11 protein-coding genes are annotated in these 13883 nt (G+C 55.0%); 6 read left to right on the top strand and 5 right to left on the bottom strand.

What is annotated here, in order from left to right; all coding sequences use genetic code 11:
- Positions 1-57 precede the first annotated feature (57 nt).
- Together WG31_RS16000 and WG31_RS05695 are read left to right on the top strand one after the other, a co-directional pair.
- Positions 58-297, top strand: coding sequence for a hypothetical protein (locus WG31_RS16000; protein ID WP_231621180.1), 240 nt, complete (start codon positions 58-60; stop codon positions 295-297).
- 122 nt (positions 298-419) lie between these two features.
- Positions 420-2129: an ABC transporter substrate-binding protein gene (locus tag WG31_RS05695; protein WP_063353906.1), complete on the top strand. Its 1710-nt coding sequence runs from the start codon at positions 420-422 to the stop codon at positions 2127-2129.
- A 97-nt stretch (positions 2130-2226) separates the two neighbouring features.
- Here the strand turns inward: WG31_RS05695 and pstS are convergent, their stop codons facing one another.
- The 5 genes from pstS to rpmI all read right to left on the bottom strand — a co-directional run bounded on the left by pstS (position 2227) and on the right by rpmI (position 7565).
- Positions 2227-3273: a phosphate ABC transporter substrate-binding protein PstS gene (gene pstS, locus WG31_RS05690; RefSeq protein WP_082823139.1), complete on the bottom strand. Its 1047-nt coding sequence runs from the start codon at positions 3271-3273 to the stop codon at positions 2227-2229.
- A 19-nt stretch (positions 3274-3292) separates the two neighbouring features.
- Positions 3293-5752 (bottom strand): phenylalanine--tRNA ligase subunit beta, encoded by a 2460-nt coding sequence (gene pheT / locus WG31_RS05685; RefSeq protein WP_063353905.1) that lies wholly within the window; start codon positions 5750-5752, stop codon positions 3293-3295.
- Positions 5753-5755: 3 nt separating this feature from the next.
- A complete protein-coding gene (gene pheS, locus WG31_RS05680; RefSeq protein ID WP_063353904.1) occupies positions 5756-6826 on the bottom strand; it encodes a phenylalanine--tRNA ligase subunit alpha in 1071 nt (356 codons plus the stop codon).
- A 164-nt stretch (positions 6827-6990) separates the two neighbouring features.
- Entirely contained in the window at positions 6991-7350 is a 360-nt protein-coding gene (rplT, locus tag WG31_RS05675; RefSeq protein WP_003622900.1) for a 50S ribosomal protein L20, read from the bottom strand.
- A gap of 14 nt (positions 7351-7364) precedes the next feature.
- Positions 7365-7565, bottom strand: a complete 201-nt coding sequence (gene rpmI, locus WG31_RS05670) for a 50S ribosomal protein L35 (protein ID WP_003622898.1) — start codon at positions 7563-7565, stop codon at positions 7365-7367.
- Between the two features lie 220 nt (positions 7566-7785).
- Here rpmI and WG31_RS05665 point away from each other — a divergent pair, with 220 nt between their 5' ends.
- The 4 genes from WG31_RS05665 (at position 7786) to WG31_RS05650 (ending at position 13808) form a co-directional block, all read left to right on the top strand.
- On the top strand, positions 7786-9258 hold the full coding sequence (locus WG31_RS05665; protein WP_063353903.1) for a mannitol dehydrogenase family protein: 1473 nt from the start codon (positions 7786-7788) through the stop codon (positions 9256-9258).
- 404 nt (positions 9259-9662) lie between these two features.
- Complete coding sequence (locus WG31_RS05660; protein WP_035351529.1) at positions 9663-10991, top strand: c-type cytochrome; 1329 nt, start codon at positions 9663-9665, stop codon at positions 10989-10991.
- A 20-nt stretch (positions 10992-11011) separates the two neighbouring features.
- Positions 11012-11488: a (2Fe-2S)-binding protein gene (locus tag WG31_RS05655; protein ID WP_063353902.1), complete on the top strand. Its 477-nt coding sequence runs from the start codon at positions 11012-11014 to the stop codon at positions 11486-11488.
- A complete protein-coding gene (locus WG31_RS05650; RefSeq protein ID WP_063353901.1) occupies positions 11481-13808 on the top strand; it encodes a xanthine dehydrogenase family protein molybdopterin-binding subunit in 2328 nt (775 codons plus the stop codon). The genes WG31_RS05655 and WG31_RS05650 overlap by 8 nt, the downstream gene beginning before the upstream one ends.
- Positions 13809-13883: the final 75 nt, after the last annotated feature.

Below are 13883 nucleotides of genomic sequence, written 5' to 3'. Positions count from 1 at the left end.
CAGCGCCTACCTGCTTTGTTCTTGGCGAACAGGCCCAAACAACGCTATGTTGGAGGTATGATGAAACAGTTTTCTTCATTGCGGCGTACTTACAAAGTCGCCCTTATGTTGCTGGCCGGATTTGGGCTTGCTGCCTGCGCGCATGATCCGCACCGGCACTATTATCACCCCGGCTCAAACCATGGGCGTGCTGCGCCTGGCTGGTACCGCCCCCCTCTTACGCCGCAGCAGGGTACCAACCCCTATAAGCACTCCACCACCAACTATGGTGGCGGCTCAATGCGCTATGACCAGTAAATTTGTACGAATCTGCATTATTATCGCCACAATAGTTGTGGGCATAATGATGGTGTCGTCCCTTTACAAAAACCTTAGCACGTTGATGACATCTCCTTCCCCTGAAGCGGCTATGGAGCAGAATTCTGGCCAGTAAGTCTGGCAAGCTGTTTCGCTGTGCCTGTTTTTGTCTGCTGCTTACGGCCAGCACAACAAAAGCAGGTGTGGCCGCGCCTGTTTTAGATGCCCCTGCCGCATCCACCTCACATATGGGTGGCACTTTACGCTTGGTTGCGGCCTCTTCTGGCGGCACATTAGATCCCCAGACCAATTACTCCGGCAAATACATTAATCTGTTTGCCAATGTGTATGATGGGTTAACCACCTTCCGCAAAGCAGATGGTCTGGCTGGGGCAGACGTAGTGCCAGATTTGGCTGAAGACCTTCCACACCCAGAAGATGGCGGCCTGACCTACACTTTCCGCCTGCGTGAAGGCATTATTTTTTCCACCGGGCAGCCTGTCACCACGGCTGATGTTGTGGCATCCTTCCGACGGATTTTTCGTGTTGGCAGCCCAACGGCAGGGTCTTTTTACGGGGCTATCAAAGGGGCCGATGCCTGCCTACGCAGCCCAACAGATTGCAAGCTTGAAGGGGTTGTAGAAAACCCTGCCACGCGCAGCATTACATTTCATCTCACCACGCCTGATACAGAATTCCTGCATAAGCTGGCATTTACGCACGCCGTGATTTTACCGGCCAATACGCCAGACCATGATACCGGCAATGTACCTTTACCAAGCACCGGCCCCTATCAGCTTACAGTGTATGACCCGAACCGATTTTTAAAGCTGGCACGCAATCCATATTTTAAGGAATGGAGTGCACAGGCACAGCCTCTCGGCTACCCTGATGACATAGAATACACCTTTGGCATACCAGATGAAGCTGCCGTAACCGCCGTAGAAAACGGGCAGTATGACTGGATGGCAGACCCCATCCCCCTAGACCGACTTGGGGAATTAGGCAGCCGTTTTGCTGGCCAGACACATGTGTTGCGCCACCCGGCCATGTATTTCCTACCCATGAACATGCGGGAGGCGCCTTTTTCTTCACTCAAGGCGCGGCAAGCCGTCAATTACGCACTCAACCGCAAGGCCATGACCATTCTTTATGGCGGCCCCGGTATTGCGCGGCCACTCTGCGGGATGTTGCCTTCTACTTTGCCAGCACCCTCTACGCAGTGTTTTTATACTAAAGATGCCTCTCCCGAATCCCCTGCCCCTATGTGGCGTGGCGTGGATATGGAAAAAGCCCGCAATCTGGTGCGTGAAAGCGGAACATATGGCCAGAAAGTCACCGTAATTGCTGCCAATACCAGTGTTGATCTGGCTATGGGCGCATGGGTGCGGGATATGTTGCAAAACCTTGGCTACCGCGCCAACCTACGCCCACTTAGCAGTGCGCTGGCTTTTTCCTACATGCAGAACTCAGATAACCATGTGCAGATTGGCGTGGCCTCTTGGTCTGCCGATTATCCATCGGCTTCCAATTTTTTGGATGCTTTATTGGGGTGTGAAAATATTCATCCCGGTTCAGACAGCTCCATCAATATTCCCGGCTTTTGCAATCACGATGTGCAAAGACTGATGGATAAAGCCAAAACGGATGTTAGCCTGACAGCCCAAGCACAAAACGCCTTGTGGCAAGAGGCCGACAAACTGGTTATGGAACAAGCCCCCGTAGCTCCAGCCATTGAAAAAGATGCTGTAATTTTAACATCCCCACGCCTGAAAAACCTGTTGTTTACACCCGTAAACCAGCTTTTGTTCTCTCAGGCATGGGTGCAGTAACTTATCCCGGTTCATACGTTATCCACAGAATCTGTGGATGAAACGTGGGACAACCGCAGGATGAACGCGGGAAGAACCGAATAACCCTGTTATCCGACTATTTCAGCCGCTCCAGAACGGCATCTCGCACAGTTGCAGGCAATGGCACATAGTCCAATTCCCGGCTGGCGGCCTCTCCATCCTTCACGCCCCAACGGAAGAACGTTCTTACAGCGTTTCCGTGGTTTGCTTCATTTGCTTCACGCGGCACCAATGCATAGGTGGTGGTTACAATCGGCCAGCTTCCGGCTCCGTCTGCATCACAAAGCGAAGCTGTCATGTCTGCTTGATCCCACGTGGCGTTTTCTGCCGCCCGCGTAAAACTGTTAACAGAGGGCACCACAAATTCCCCTGCCCGGTTTTGCAGAACAACGGTGGAAAGGTGGTTGCGTTCCGCATAAGCGTATTCCGCATACCCCACACTGCCTTCTGTATTTTTTACGTAAGAGGCAATGCCATCATTCCCGCGCGCACCTGCACCAACAGGCCATGCAACAGACGTGCCACGCCCCACCTGCTTCTCCCACGTGGGGGAAACCCGACCGAGATATTCTGTAAACACATAGGTTGTGCCAGATCCGTCTGCCCGGTGTAGCGGAGCCACGGGCAGATCCGGCAACGTGACACCGGGGTTGAGCGCAACAATCTGCGGATCATTCCATTGCGTGATGGAACCATCATAAATAGCTGCCAGAACGGGGCCAGTAAGACGCAACGCACCTTCTGGCACGCCTGGTACATTGGCAATAACAACAATGCCACCAATAGCGGTAGGAAACTGGAGCAAATGCCCAGCCTCCAGCCGCGCATGAGGCATTGGGGCATCGGATGCACCAAAATCCACTGTGCCAGCCAAAACCTGATTCTGCCCAGCACCAGAACCAATGGTCTGATAATTAAGCTGCACACCTGTTTGCGCCGCAGAATGAGCAGACCATGACTGATACAAGGGCGCGGCAAAGCTGGAACCGGCCCCTGTAATTTGTTCGGCCCGCGCCTTTGGCAAAACGCCACCCGCCAAGCCACACAACAAGGCAGACAGGAAAACAGTTTTCTTCCAACTCATGTTTTCAGCCCTGCCTGCCATGATGCGCTTTTCCTTCATACAACCCAGCTCCTTCTGCTTAACGCAGGGTTGCACCCGTTGCCTTGGTAACAGCGGCAACAATTTTTTCAGATACAGCTTCCAGTTCCGCATCTGTCAGGCTTTTATCCATTGGTTGAAGCGTAACTTCCACACCAATAGAGCGATGCCCTTCTGGCACGTGCGGGCCTTCATACACATCAAACAGGCTTACATCTGCAACAAGCTGGCGCTCTGCCCCACGCACGGCACGCAGCAATTTTTCACCCGGTACATCGCGCGCCACAACAAATGCAAAATCACGCCGCACTGGCTGGAACGCAGAAAGACGCGGTGCGGCTTTCTTTTTGCGTTTGGGGTCTGGCACCATATCTGGCAGCAATTCAAACCCTACAACCGGCACATCAATACCCTCGGCCTGAAGCAAAGATGGATGCAATTCACCAAAATAGGCCAGCACGTTTTTTGGCCCCTGCCGCAGCACGCCAGAACGACCGGGATGATACCAGCCCGGCGCATCTGTGGTGGTGCTCATGGCATCTGGGTTTACACCAAGCTGCTGGAGCAGTTCCAGCGCATCTGCCTTAACCGCCCACAGAGAAACAGGCTGCCCCGCCCGCCCCGGATAACGCGGTGTGTGGCCAGAGCGCACACCGGCTACCACAGGTTGCTGGCTATTTTCTGCAAAGGCTGGGCCAACTTCAAACAGCCCCAGATCACCCCAGCCACGTGCGCTGTTATGCTTAACCGCAGCCAACAGATTGATCATGGGTGTGGGGCGCATCTGGTCTAGATCAGACGCAATGGGATTGAGCAAACGCAGGGATTCCGGCGCGCCACCAAACCGTTCAGCCTCCTCGTGCGAGACGAAAGAGAAACCGACTGTTTCTGTAAGCCCGCGAGCAGCCAAAAAGCGCCGCGCAAGTGCCAGACGCGCCTGACGAGGCGTAAGTGCAGCTTCTGGCACAACCACCACAGATGGCAGCGGCACCGCAGGCACGGCATCCAGCCCTTTAAGGCGCAGCACTTCTTCAACCAGATCGCTTTCTGATTCTATAGCGGCAACACCTTCCGCAGCCTTGGCGGCAACATCAGCCGGAATACCCTCGCCCTGTGCCAGAATAGGCTTTTGGGCAATATCATTCCGCCATGATGGCACGCTTACACGCACCTGCGTATTGTTACGGTCCTGCACCTCAAAACCCAGTTTTTCCAGCAGGTCCACGCTTTCATCAGCAGGCACATCCAGCCCACCCAGATCGCGCACGCGGGCAAAACGCAACGTGGCATCACGCTGCCAAGCAGGCTGCGCCCCAGCAGAAACAACTTCGCTGGCCTCACCACCACAGAGTTCAATAATCAGGCGTGTTGCCGCTTCCAACGCCGAAACTGGCAGGGCTGGATCTACCCCACGCTCAAACCGATAGCTGGAATCCGAGGAAACCCCCACACGGCGAGCGCTCAGAGCAATTTTCACGGCATCAAACAGGGCACATTCCACAAATACATCTGTGGTTTCTGCTGTTGCACCTGTGGCTTCACCGCCCATAATTCCGGCCAAAGACTGTACGCCAGCCTGATCTGCAATCACGCAGTCTTCTGGGCCAACTGTATAATCCTGCCCATCCAGCGCCCGGAACTGTTCCCCCTCACCCCGGCAGATTGTCAGCTTGCCACCGGCAATTTTGGCAGCATCAAATACGTGCAGCGGGCGGCCGAGATCGAAACAGAAATAGTTGGTGATATCCACCAGCGCGGAAATCGGGCGCAGGCCAATGCTTTCCAACTTGCGCTGAAGCCATTCCGGGCTAGGGCCGTTTTTCACACCACGAATAGTGCGGCCCAACACCCACGGGCAGGCTTCTGGGTAGGAGATATCCCACACCACGGGGGATTCAAATGTGCCTTCCACCGTTTCTGCCAGCCACGGGCGCAACGTGCCAAGCCCTGCAGCGGCCAGATCCCGCGCAACGCCGCGTACGCCCAGCGCATCACCCCGGTTGGGAGTAATGGCAATGTCGATCACCACATCATCAAGGCCAGCAAAATCAGCATAGGACTGGCCGGGCAGCGTATCTTCCGGCAGTTCTGCAATGCCGTTGCTTTCTTCACCAAGACCCAATTCACGCAGGGAGCACAGCATACCGCCGCTGGCTTCACCACGAATCTTGCCAGCCTTGATGGTAATATCCAACCCCGGCACATAGGTACCCGGTTTGGCAAAAATAACAGCTAGCCCTTTGCGTGCATTGGGGGCGCCACATACCACCTGCACATCCTGAAAACCGGGGCCCGCATCTACCCGGCACACCTGAAGGCGGTCTGCATTAGGGTGCGGTTGGGCATCCAAAATACGGGCGGTTAAAAATGGCTCAATCGCCGCGCCACGGTTTTCAACGCTTTCAACCTCAAGCCCGATCTGGTTCAGCTTTGCGCAGATTTCTTCCAGCGTGGCCTGCGTATCCAGATGGTCATACAACCAAGATAGCGTGAACTTCATTCCTCACACCCCCTCATGCAGTAGCGCGGGCGCAAGCGGGTCCGACCCATAATAGCGCAGCCAGCGGATATCACTTTCATAAAACGAACGCAGATCGGGAATACCGTTCTTCAACATAGCCAGCCGTTCAATGCCCATGCCAAAGGCAAAGCCCTGCCATTCACGCGGGTCCAACCCACAGTTGGCCAGCACACGGGCATGCACCATGCCTGCGCCCAGCACTTCCAACCAATCTTCCCCACCGCCGATCTCACCAGTTTTACGAGACCAGCCGATATCCACTTCCAAGGAAGGTTCGGTAAACGGGAAGTAGGAGGAACGGAAGCGCACCGGCAATTCCGGCTTACCGAAGAACGCCCGCAAAAATTCAATCAGGCAGCCTTTCAGGTGCCCTAGTGTAATGCCCTTGCCCACAACCAAGCCTTCGCACTGGTGGAACATGGGGGAGTGCGTGGCATCATGATCGGCCCGGTAGGTACGGCCCGGCACAATCACGCGGATGGGTGGCTTTTGCGCCAGCATGGTACGAATTTGCACGCCAGATGTCTGGGTACGCAGCACGCGCGTAACATCCAGCCCCGGCTGTGGCGGCAAATAAAACGTATCATGATCTGTACGTGCAGGATGATGATCGGGCGTGTTGAGGGCGGAAAAGTTGTGCCAGTCTGTTTCGATATCCGGCCCTTCTGCCACCTTAAAGCCCATGGCGCCAAAAATGGCGGTCATTTCTTCAATCGTGCGGCTGATGGGGTGCAGGTAACCCCGTTCTACCGGTGGTGGTGGCAGGGTAACATCCACCCGCTCGGCAACCAAACGGGCTTCCAGCGCTGCGGCTTCCAGCTCTTTACCGCGCGCTTCAATTGCACGGGTGAGTTCATCACGCAGGCGGTTGAGCGCCACACCACGGGCTTTGCGTTCATCGGGCTGCATTTTCCCCAGCGCTTTGAGCAAAGCCGTCAGCCTGCCAGATTTTCCCAGGGTGCTGACACGCACAGCATCCCATGCTTTCAGGTCTGTGGCGCCAGCCAGTTCGGACAGGACTTCCTGCCGCAGAATCTCAAGATCGTTGCTCATGAAACCTCACGCGAGGAGAAAATGCTTACCGGGCGGATACAATCTCCCGCAGCGGGAGAAAAGCCCCAAGAGGGAAAACCATATCCTCCCTCACCGGCACCAAGCAAAAAGGCCGCCCACGTGGGACGGCCTTTCCTTCAACCTTATCGTATCAGACAGGCAGATCAGGCAGCCAGAGCAGCCTGAGCCTTCTTTACGATTTCAGCAAAGGTTGCGGCATCATCAAACGCAATGGCGGCCAGCACCTTACGATCGATTTCGATACCAGCCTTGTCCAGACCGTTAATGAAACGGCTATAGGTCAGGCCATGTTCGCGCACCGCAGCGTTGATACGCTGAATCCACAGAGCGCGGAATTCACGCTTTTTGTTGCGGCGGTCACGGTAAGCATAGCGCAGTGCCTTTTCAACACGTTCCAGCGCAATGCGATAGTTGGTGGAGGAGCGGCCGCGATAACCCTTGGCCAGTTCCAGAACCTTTTTATGACGAGCAAGGGTGGTAACACCCCGTTTTACACGTGCCATGAATCAGATGCTCCTTATAGCCCGTAGGGGGCCCACTGCTTGACGGTACGGCCGTCCTGCGGGGTCATGGTCTGCGTGCCGCGTGCGGAGCGCTTCATTTTCTGTGTGCGCTTGATAAGGCCGTGGCGTTTACCGCACGGACCAGAGAGCACCTTGCCGGTTGCGGTGATTTTAAACCGCTTCTTGACCGACGACTTGGTCTTCATCTTGGGCATTTCAACACTCCTGAAAAACTCTGGATAACGTTACCTTAATTAAAAGGTAACCAACCACGGCCGGGCATGCCCTACAAGCCCGGACGCGTGTGCGAATGCGCTCCCTTAACGGAAAGCCCCATCACTTTCAAGCCTCACATACGCAGCTTTCTTGCTTATGCTGCGTTTTGCCCCAACATTATTCACCAACAGATATTTTAAAGCGAGGTACACAGTTTTCATGATCCCTCTTTCCAACGCCACACTGCATCAGCTTCCTGTTCAGGTTACAACGCCGCGTTATAATCGGCAGAAAACCACAGCAGGCATTGCGCATCTTGGCGTGGGCAATTTTCATCGCGCCCATCAGGCCATGTATATCAACAAAGTTCTGGAGCGTGAGGGCCAGCAAGGCTGGGCCATTGTTGGCGTGGGATTGCGCAACTCCGCGCGGGAAGACAAGCGCGCAGCCATTATGGCGGAACAGGACAACCTGTACACCCTCACCACCTTTGCGCCCGATAGCTCCCATGAAACCAGTGTTATCGGCAGCATTATAGAATATGTGCATGCTGCCAAAGATCGTGCTGCCGCCATTAAACGCCTGACAGATCCGGATATTAAAATTGTCACCCTGACCATTACAGAAGGTGGCTACTACTTGGATGCCCAAGGCAACTTCACGCTGGATCACCCTGATATTAAAGCAGATTTGGCGCGTGATGTACCCGAAACAGCATTCGGGCTGGTATGTGAAGCCCTACGCCAGCGGCGCGAAAGCGGCACCGGCCCCTTTACAGTACTCAGCTGCGATAACCTGCGCCATAACGGCAAGGTGGCCCGCACAGCTTTTTGCACCTACGCCACAGCGCGTGATCCCATTTTGGGCGCATGGATAAAAGAAAACGTTAGCTTTCCATCCAGCATGGTGGATCGGATTACACCTTCCGTTGGTGAAGCCGATATAACACGATTGGATGCTCTGACAGGCGTGGCCGACCAGATGCCCATTTTTGCAGAAGACTTCACTCAATGGGTTATCGAAGATAATTTCTGCGCAGGCCGTCCGGAACTGGAAACTGTGGGCGTGCAGTTTACGGATGATGTTGGGCCTTATGAGCAGGTGAAACTGCGTATGCTCAACGCCTCTCACTCCATGCTGGCACTTCCCGGCGTGCTGATGGGGTATGACACCGTGCCTCATGCCATAGCAGACACCTTGTTGCTGGGGCATCTGGAACGTTTTCTGACCGAAGATGCCTCACCGTTCATTACACCGCCCAAAGGTCTTTCTCTGGCTCAATATGCTCAGCAGGTGCTGCACCGCTTCCGCAACCCGGCGGTTGGGGATCAGCTTTTACGCATTGCCTCCGATAGCGGCTCTAAACTGCCTGTGTTCCTGACAGATACTGTCAATGGGGTTCTCGGCTCTGGGCGCGATCATTGGCGGCTGGCGTTTGGCACGGCTTGCTTTTTAGAATATCTGCGCGGCACTACGGATAAAGGCACGCCCTATACCATTACAGAACCTGCCATCAACGCAGAGCAACTGGCGCTAGCATGCGCAGAAGATCTGGCCGCAGGATTACAGATGACTGTTTTTGCAGGCTGGAACCTGAAAGATTACCCCAATTTTGCAACTGATGTTGTAAAGCTACGCCAGAGCATTCGTGCACAAGGCACACACAAAACCCTTGCCCAGCACGCTGGCTAACCAAGCTTAGGCTTTATATGCCTTAAATTACCGTTGCGCTCCCTACCCTGCCTACCAAACACAGCCAGACCAGAGAGCGCAACGACCCCTTTCATCGCAAAAATATGATTTCTTTCAAGAACTGAGCGCATGGCATACATGCAAAATCAACGCTTAACTATATTCATTGAAATATAGATAAAGATCAAACCCCTGTTTTTCTGCAATATTCTCAGCAGGCAAATAAATCTTATTCAGATTTCACTGTAATACAGTGGAACCTATGCGTTTATTTACATCGCAAATCCAGATAAGAATTGTCCTGAATCAAGAAACGAACCTCAGACGCTGATCCATCGGCTCATGGCGCGTAGGCTTACGTGTTGCCCGCCAGATGGTACGTTTTTCACGGGATTGGGGGTAGAGTGATCAAACGTCTTCTAGCGGGAGTAGCCGCGGCCGGGGTCCTTGGGGGGCTCGGGTTCTTATATTATGCGTGGTATCCACCGATTGCACCAATTGAGCGGCCAAACCCCGCCAGCTTTTCTGCCGAGCAGATAGAACGCGGGCGGATTGTTGCTGCCGAAGGGTATTGCGCCGAATGTCACACCCGCACAGATAACGGCGGCGGCCCGGAACTGGCTGGTGACTATAAAATGGATACCCCGTTTGGGGCTATCTATTCTTCCAACATCACACCAGATGTTGAAATGGGCATTGGCGCATGGTCGGAAGAGGCCTTTCGCCGCGCCATGCATCTTGGTGTATCCCGCAAGGGCGTGCATCTGATCCCGGCTTTCCCGTACGATCATTTCACCAAGATGACGGATCAGGATATTTCCGATCTGTATGCCTACATCATGACACGTCCAGCCGTGCATATGTCTCGCCGCCCGAACGAACTGCCTTTCCCGCTCAGCCTGCGTATTCTTCAGGCGGGTTGGAAGCTGCTGTATCTGCGCCCCGGCGTGTACAAGCCCGACCCTCGGCATGATGCCCTGTGGAACCGCGGCGCCTATCTGGCCGAAGGCAACGCCCATTGCGGCGCATGCCATACCCCGCGTGACCTTATGGGAGCCGAAAAGAAAGGCTCTGCCTACGATGGCGCTGTGGTGGATAACTGGATTGCGCCCGCCCTTAACGAGCACAACCCAACCCCCACCACATGGACGGAAGACGAGCTGTTCCAGTATCTGCGCTTTGGCGTAGCACCACTGCACGGCCCGGCTGGTGGGCCTATGTCCCCCGTGCCGCATCGCTTCCTTTCCACTGTGCCGGAAGAAGATGTGCATGCCATTGCGCATTACTTTGCGGATGTGGATCACGCTGCCGAGCGTGAAAAGAACGATAAGGCCGCCTTGGCTCGCGCCATGGAAGAATCCAAAACCGATCTGATCGGCCCGAATGTGGACCCAGACGCAAAGCTGTATCAGGGTGCTTGTGCGGCCTGCCATTACAATGCAGCGCCTACGCCTGTTCTTGGCCGCCCGGATCTGGCGCTCAACAACGCACTGTGGCTGGATGAACCCACAAACCTGTATCAGGTTATGCTGCGTGGGCTTACAGCAGAAGAAGGGCAATCTGGCGTAGCCATGCCCAGCTTCTACAATGCGCTGTCTGACAAGGATATGGCCCGCATTGCAGCCTATCTGCGCCGCACCCGCACCACACTGCCACCGTGGACAAACCTTGAGAAAAAGGCCGCCGAAGTGCGCAAGACCGTCCAGCCAGTTCCTGTCAATTCTTCGCACTAAGACGGAACACGGAGCAAGAGATGATAAAATTCAAACTCAATGGCCGTGACGTTTCCGTCGATGCGCCAGAAGATACCCCTTTGTTGTGGGCCCTGCGTGATGATCTGGACCAGACAGGCACAAAGTTTGGTTGTGGCGTAGGCCAGTGCGGTGCATGCACCGTGCTGGTGGGTGGCCGCGCCACCCGCTCCTGCATTACGCCTGTTAGCTCCATAGAAGGCGCTGATGTAACCACGATTGAAGGCCTGCACCCAGAAGGCAAGCACCCTGTGCAGGAAGCCTGGAAGGATATTCAGGTTCCGCAGTGTGGGTACTGTCAGTCGGGCCAGATTATGCAGGCTGTCAGCCTTCTGAAAGATTATCCTAACCCAACGGATGAGCAGATTGATGGCGTAATGGGCGGTAGCCTGTGCCGATGCATGACGTATGTGCGCATCCGCAAGGCGATTAAAAAAGCGGCCGCCGCCATGCAGAAGGAGGAGGCATCTCATGGGTAAGCTAGAACGCATTGCAGCCCGGCAGGATCGGGCCGCTGGCCGTGGGCCTACGCGCCGCGGTTTTCTGCTTACGGCCATGGGCTCGGCCTTCATGTTCGGCTTTGCGCGGCAGGGTAACGCTGCGCAGGTTTATCCGCAGGCCGCAGGCAATCTGCCCGTCGGTGGTGCGTTTGAACCCACAATCTGGTGCTCCATTGCACCAGATGGCTGGGTGAACGTAAACGTTATCCGTGCGGAAATGGGCCAGCATGTTGGCACAGCCCTTGCCCGGATTATTGCCGATGAAATGGAAGCGGACTGGAACAAGGTTCGGATCACCTATGTAGATACAGACCCCAAATGGGGCCTGATGATTACAGGTGGTTCATGGTCTGTCTGGTTGACGTGGGATCAGTTCCGCCAAGCTGGTGCCGCAGCCCGTACCGTCATGGTGGAAGAAGGCGCACGCCTGCTGGGTGTGGCACCTTCTGCCTGTATCGCACGTAATGGGCAGGTTATTGCGGGCAAGCGCTCCATTTCCTACGGTGATATTGTAAGCCGTGCGCACCCCACCCGTACCTTTACGCCAGATGAAATGGCCAAGCTGCCGCTGAAGCCTGCATCTGAACACCGGTTGATCGGGCGTGAAGTTAAAGCGCTGGATATTCCCTCCAAAACAGACGGCTCAGCCATTTATGGTATTGATGCCAAGCTGGAAGGCATGGTGTACGCGCGCCCCAAAATGCCGCCCACACGGTATGGCTCCAAAGTGGTTTCTGTTGATGATACGGAAGCCAAAAAGGTTAAGGGCTATATCCGCTACATTGTACTGGATGATCCTTCCAATACGGTGCCGGGCTGGGTTGCGGTTCTTGCTTCCTCCTACCCTGCTGCCATCCGCGCAACAGATGCCCTGAAAGTCACGTGGACACCGGGTAAAACCGCCAACGTGACCGAGCAGGACATTATTGAACACGGCCGCAAGCAGATTGCCGAAAAAACCGGCGGTTCGCGCATCTTCAATGATGCCGGGGTGAATGAAGCGCTGGGCAAAGCCGATAAGGTGGTGGAACGCACTTATACGTGCTCTTCCGTACTGCATTATCAGCTAGAACCCATGAACGCCCTTGCCCGCCTGCATGAAGGCAAGTGGGAAGTACATTGTGGCAACCAGTGGCAAACACTGTTCCTGCCCGTTATTGCCAAGGCGCTTCAGGTTCCCGAATCCGATGTGGTGATGCGCAGCTACCTGCTGGGGGGTGGTTTTGGCCGCCGCCTGAACGGGGATTACGCAGTTCCTGCCGCACTGATTTCCAAAGCCTTGGGCGGCAAGCCTGTTAAACTGGTCTTCACCCGATCTGATGACGTACTGTTTGATTCCATTCGCTCACCGTCCATCCAGACCGTGCGCGCGGGTGTCAATAAGGATGGTTCCATCAATGGGTGGGAACACCATGCTTCTGCCGGTTGGCCAACTGGTGTGATGGCTGCCGCCTTTATGGAAAAAGGTGAAGACGGCAAGCCATACGATCAGTTCGCCATTGCAGGCGCTGACCATTGGTACGACGTTGGCCCCATTCTGGTGCGTGCGCTGGATAATGATCTGGCCGATGCTACCTTCCGCCCCGGCTGGCTGCGTTCAGTTAGTTCCGGCTGGACACCATGGGCGCATGAAAGCTTTCTGGATGAACTGGCCCATGATTATGGGAAAGACCCGGTTGATTTCCGCCTTGGATTGCTAACATGCAAAGGCCGCAACGCAGGGAGTGCTCCCAACTCTGTTGGTGGCGCATCCCGCCAGGCCAATGTGCTCAAAAAGCTGGTGGAAAAGTGCGGTTACGGCAAAGTCAGCCTGCCTAAAGATACGGCCATTGGCATTGCCACCACCTTCGGGCAGGAACGCAACATGCCTACATGGACAGCAGGCGCCGCACAGGTGCATGTTGACCGCGAAACAGGTGTTGTAACCTGCCAGAAAATCTGGCTGGTTCTGGATGCAGGCACGATTATTGACCCAGACGGCGCTTTGGCCCAGACCGAAGGCGGCGCGCTGTGGGGCCTGAGCATGGCGCTGTTTGAAGGCACGGAAATTGAAAACGGCAACGTGCGTGACCGCAACCTGAACACCTATACGCCCCTGCGTATTACAGATGTGCCGGATATGGATATTGAGTTCCTGCCCAGCACGGAAAAACCCATGGGGCTTGGTGAACCGGGTGTTACCACCATTGCACCAGCTATTGGCAACGCCATTTTCAATGCTGTTGGCGTGCGTATGCGGCACCTGCCTGTACGCCCGGCTGACATTTTGAAAGCGCTAAAAGAAAAAGGGAACGCCTGATTTTTCAGGCTTCCGCTTTTTTCTAAAGCAGACATAAAAAAAACCGGCGTGCTGGATTTTTCCAGCACGCCGGTT

This window comes from Acetobacter oryzifermentans (assembly GCF_001628715.1).
Lineage (GTDB): Bacteria > Pseudomonadota > Alphaproteobacteria > Acetobacterales > Acetobacteraceae > Acetobacter > Acetobacter oryzifermentans.
Note: the sequence above shows the minus strand (reverse complement) of the source record. Positions and strands in the feature narration are given on the sequence as shown.

Coding starts and splice junctions, on each gene's coding strand:
- WG31_RS16000 (WP_231621180.1), top strand. CDS start 58: ATGATGAAACAGTTTTCTTCATTGCGGCGTACTTACAAAGTCGCCCTT.
- pstS (WP_082823139.1), bottom strand. CDS start 3,273: ATGAAGGAAAAGCGCATCATGGCAGGCAGGGCTGAAAACATGAGTTGG.
- pheT (WP_063353905.1), bottom strand. CDS start 5,752: ATGAAGTTCACGCTATCTTGGTTGTATGACCATCTGGATACGCAGGCC.
- pheS (WP_063353904.1), bottom strand. CDS start 6,826: ATGAGCAACGATCTTGAGATTCTGCGGCAGGAAGTCCTGTCCGAACTG.
- rplT (WP_003622900.1), bottom strand. CDS start 7,350: ATGGCACGTGTAAAACGGGGTGTTACCACCCTTGCTCGTCATAAAAAG.
- rpmI (WP_003622898.1), bottom strand. CDS start 7,565: ATGCCCAAGATGAAGACCAAGTCGTCGGTCAAGAAGCGGTTTAAAATC.
- WG31_RS05665 (WP_063353903.1), top strand. CDS start 7,786: ATGATCCCTCTTTCCAACGCCACACTGCATCAGCTTCCTGTTCAGGTT.
- WG31_RS05655 (WP_063353902.1), top strand. CDS start 11,012: ATGATAAAATTCAAACTCAATGGCCGTGACGTTTCCGTCGATGCGCCA.
- WG31_RS05650 (WP_063353901.1), top strand. CDS start 11,481: ATGGGTAAGCTAGAACGCATTGCAGCCCGGCAGGATCGGGCCGCTGGC.